Origin of the sequence: Fulvivirga sp. (genome assembly GCF_040220315.1) — a bacterium.
GTDB lineage: Bacteria > Bacteroidota > Bacteroidia > Cytophagales > Cyclobacteriaceae > Fulvivirga.
This window is the reverse complement of sequence record NZ_JAVJUY010000402.1, coordinates 1-3,706: the sequence shown is the minus strand read 5'-3', so window position 1 is coordinate 3,706 and position 3,706 is coordinate 1. Positions and strand designations below refer to the sequence as shown.

General features: G+C 38.2%; 3 protein-coding genes and 1 tRNA gene. 1 reads left to right on the top strand and 3 read right to left on the bottom strand.

The window, feature by feature from the left end; translation table 11 throughout:
- Positions 1–11 precede the first annotated feature (11 nt).
- Together RLO81_RS20600 and RLO81_RS20595 are read right to left on the bottom strand one after the other, a co-directional pair.
- Positions 12–1,067, bottom strand: coding sequence for a FecR family protein (locus tag RLO81_RS20600; RefSeq protein WP_350116409.1), 1,056 nt, complete (start codon positions 1,065–1,067; stop codon positions 12–14).
- A gap of 114 nt (positions 1,068–1,181) precedes the next feature.
- Positions 1,182–1,826, bottom strand: a complete 645-nt coding sequence (locus RLO81_RS20595; RefSeq protein ID WP_350116407.1) for an RNA polymerase sigma factor — start codon at positions 1,824–1,826, stop codon at positions 1,182–1,184.
- A gap of 520 nt (positions 1,827–2,346) precedes the next feature.
- Between RLO81_RS20595 and RLO81_RS20590 the strand changes: the two genes are divergently transcribed.
- Positions 2,347–2,847: a nicotinate-nucleotide adenylyltransferase gene (locus RLO81_RS20590; protein WP_350116405.1), complete on the top strand. Its 501-nt coding sequence runs from the start codon at positions 2,347–2,349 to the stop codon at positions 2,845–2,847.
- A gap of 657 nt (positions 2,848–3,504) precedes the next feature.
- On the opposite strand, the gene RLO81_RS20585 is transcribed toward RLO81_RS20590, so the two are convergent.
- Positions 3,505–3,579, bottom strand: a tRNA-Val gene (locus RLO81_RS20585).
- Positions 3,580–3,706: the final 127 nt, after the last annotated feature.

The following is a 3,706-nucleotide window of genomic DNA, read 5'->3' as shown; positions in this document are numbered from 1 at the left end:
TTGGCTTCATATCATAACTTTATTTTTACTTTTTTTCCTTCCATTTCATATTGTATGTTGTAGGTAAAACTCAAGCCTTCCATAATTTCCTTTAAAGTTTCATTATCAAATTTCCCCTTTATATGCCATCTGCTTGTCTGAGTGCCTGATACCTCAAAGGTGACGCCGTACCAACGCTCTACTGTGGTAATGAACTCATTCAGGTCAGCATCTTCAAATACGATGATGCCATCTTTCCAACCTAAATCGAACAGTTCATCCAACTCCTTCTTTTCCTGTGTTTCTAATACTTTATCATAGGCTAACTGCTGACCGGGTTCCAATAAAGTTTCCCGTCCGGAGGCTTTTCCTGTGATTTTGACTTTTACTTTTCCTGTAGCCAGTGAAACCCGGATATCCTGTTCGCTCTGAAATGCCCGCACATTGAAAGATGTGCCTATCGCTACTGTTTGCACTGTTCCGGAGGTCACCACAAAAGGTTTGTTGGGATCGTGTGCTACCTCAAAAAATGCCTCACCCACCAATTCAACATTTCTGGTAGAATCGGTGAATGGGTCCTGGTAAGTAATAGAACTTGATGAGTTTAGGTTGACCACTGTACCATCAGGAAGACGTAAAGTAGACCTTTGTCCTGCTGGATTCTCTTTTATAGTCGTATTGATGTTCGCAACATTTTCCGCCTTTTCTGGTGAAATCGTGATGTAATAGAAAAAAGCGGCTGAGGCAATGATAAAGAGTAAAGAAGCTGCAATTTTTGGAATAACATAAAAAAATCTATTTCGATGATTTCCTTTTTGCTCGGTAGTGCTTTCATCAGCTTGTAGTATGGCTTCAAGAGTTGTTTCAAGTTGATCATCAAAATGCACGTGATCTTCAAAATCCTCACTGCTTCTAAATTTTATCCCCCGAATAATTTCGATGGCCTGGTAAACTGTATTTTTTTTCTCCGGGTTGGATGCTATCCAGGATTGCCAGAACTGATTGCGATCGGCATCAGGTTCTATTACCCACTTTTTAAAATCTTCGTCTGTAAGAAAATCTTCTAATTTATAGTTGTGGTAATTCATGGCTAAGATTATACTCTAATAAGAAAGCACACCCCTAAAACGACATCATGTAATTGGAAAAAATTTTTGCCCCCTGATTACCAGGGTCCTGTAAATGGGAAGGAAAATCCTTTTTTAGACAAAATGGATCATAGAAATTAAGGCAAATACATCTACAATCAGACTTATCTTCAGCTTTCCAAGAGCTTTGTAAATGAGATTGCGGGCAGATTTAGTGCTGGACAAATCCATGACATCGGCCACATCCTTATAATTCATATTTTGATAATAAAAATAATATATAGCTTCCCGCTGACGTTCGGAAAGTTGTGATAGGGCGTGCTTTATTTTATGAGTTCTCTCCTCAGATTTTTGCCGATTTATGATATAATCCTCTGCCGAATATTCGATTTCAAAACACTCTACTTTCTGATGTCGCAAATCCAGTGATTTGGCTTGCTTCAGCCGATAGATAATCTTTCTCTTCAATGATATCAGCAGGTATTTAAGAATTGAATCGGTGTCGGAAAGGTTCTTACGGTTTTTGCGTAGTTCTACAAAAATGTCCTGAATGCAATCCAAAACCAGCTCTTTGTCCAATGTGTATTGAACACTATAATCCAGTAGCCTGTTGAAATACTGTTTATAAATATGGATGAAAGCTGCCTCATTCCCCCGCTTGAAAGCTTGCCAGCATTCCAGATCACTAGAAAATTGAGATTTCCTCTTTTCATCAGCGGAATGATTAAGATTCTTTAAGGGTTTTGCCTGGAATTGCATGGGTTGTTGAGAAATTCGCAAAAACTAATCTGGGCTATTTTAGGGAGAAATCAAAAGATAACCTAGTGAATAAGTCTAAGATAACAGTCATTTAAACTTAGATTAATAGTGTAGATCCGCTAATACCAAGCCACCTTCTAAGTAGCTAGTCCCTGAAAGTTTTTCCCGGTTGATCAGCCAAAAACAGGTGACCCTGGGTGTCATTGTAGGAGCTGGAAAATAGAATTAGTCATTCCGGTCATTGGTCGCTACTAAATGGATGACCAGGTGTTATTTATCACGCTTAGTCCCTCTTTCTCAGTCAACCAGGTGCCTCAGGTAAATGCAGATGGATTTAAAAGGAAAGCAGTTATTCATGATGAAGAAAAATCTTGAAGCAACAGAAAAACCAAATTCCAATACTTGAGAAACAACCCAAAATTTTTTTGAAAATTTCCGCGGGATAGATTCCAGGATTTCGTCCTAATCATAAACACTATTACACAAAATAATAGTCAAGTATTAAGTAAATATTAAAGTCATGAAAAAGTTACTTTTTGGTTTAATGATTCTTGGACTAACCACCCAATCCTTTGCTCAGGTCACACTCCCTGAGTTTGAAGTACGAGCTACCAACTATAAATATCTGAATAGTGTGAACCCGGAAGAAGTAGCGGATACCGATGTACGTAACCTGGAGGAAAAAGTAGCCAGTTTTGACCTAAAAGGTGCAGCATTCTATGAAGAAGATAAGGACCTTTATAGTGTTCAGTTTTTTATTCCAAATGGCAAAATTCTTGCTGCCTATGACAAGGATGGCACACTGCTACGTACCATCGAAAAATTTGAAGATGTCATATTACCTACCCACATAACTGAAGCCATTTTAACAAAATTTCCAAATTGGGTACCTACAAAAGATCAGTATTTAGTGAATTACCGTGAATCCTCAGATGCAGCCAGAAGACTATATAAAATCAAACTCCAGAATGAGGATAAAACGATAAAAGTAAAAATTGATGCAGAGGGTAATTTTATCTAAGGATTTCCTGCTGCATGCATAAAGAATCAGTGCTTTTATTAATAGGAAGGTCATCTCAAATGGGGTGGCCTTTTTTCTTTAGTGAATATGTACTTTATGAACCGTGGCTTGTGGCTCTCAAGCCATCAGGTCTTGTAGGAGGATTACCTGCGGTGATTAGTATGAGACAATACTAGGGCCAAAGTTGGTGTTTTCACCAACTTTCATAGATGTTAGTGCTGTAGCGTTTCAGAGAATACTGCTATTCGAAGTAGAATAAATGGATTACTTTCAGTCATCCATAAGTGACCACTTCTGCAAATAGAAATCCTATCATCTGCTTTTTGCAGATGATTTATGGATTACCTGCGGTGATCCATGTCGGCCCCGAAGTCTAAATGCAATCCCATTCTCCTTCGTCGAATAGTTAATTTTCTCATAAAACTTCATGTTGGTTTTATCACTAACATGTGGTATATCAGACAATACTGCTATCGAAGTAGAATGGATGGATTACTTTCAGTGATCCATAAGGGACCACTCCTGTAAATAGAAAACTGTCAATGCGTTGCATTGTCTGTTTTTGATTTTTTTCCGAAAAGTGAAGTAAAACTTCCCTTTTCTCTTAAAAATCAAAAACCCTGACAACCTACGGTTGCCAGGGTTTTCTGCTTGATGTGGGCCCTAATGGATTCGAACCATTGACCCCCTGCTTGTAAGGCAGGTGCTCTGAACCAACTGAGCTAAGAGCCCAAATTTTTCTCGGGTATTACCTGAACCCGAAAAATTCGGATTGCAAATGTAGCATAGTTTGTGACTATTGCAAACAGTTTTTTTCTTTAGTTAAATTATTGTGAGAAATGTTGAAGAATGTGCACAA

Excerpts from the sequence above, each read along its gene's own strand:
- RLO81_RS20590 (WP_350116405.1), top strand. The coding sequence starts at position 2,347 with ATGAAAAAGTTACTTTTTGGTTTAATGATTCTTGGACTAACCACCCAA.
- RLO81_RS20595 (WP_350116407.1), bottom strand. The coding sequence starts at position 1,826 with ATGCAATTCCAGGCAAAACCCTTAAAGAATCTTAATCATTCCGCTGAT.
- RLO81_RS20600 (WP_350116409.1), bottom strand. The coding sequence starts at position 1,067 with ATGAATTACCACAACTATAAATTAGAAGATTTTCTTACAGACGAAGAT.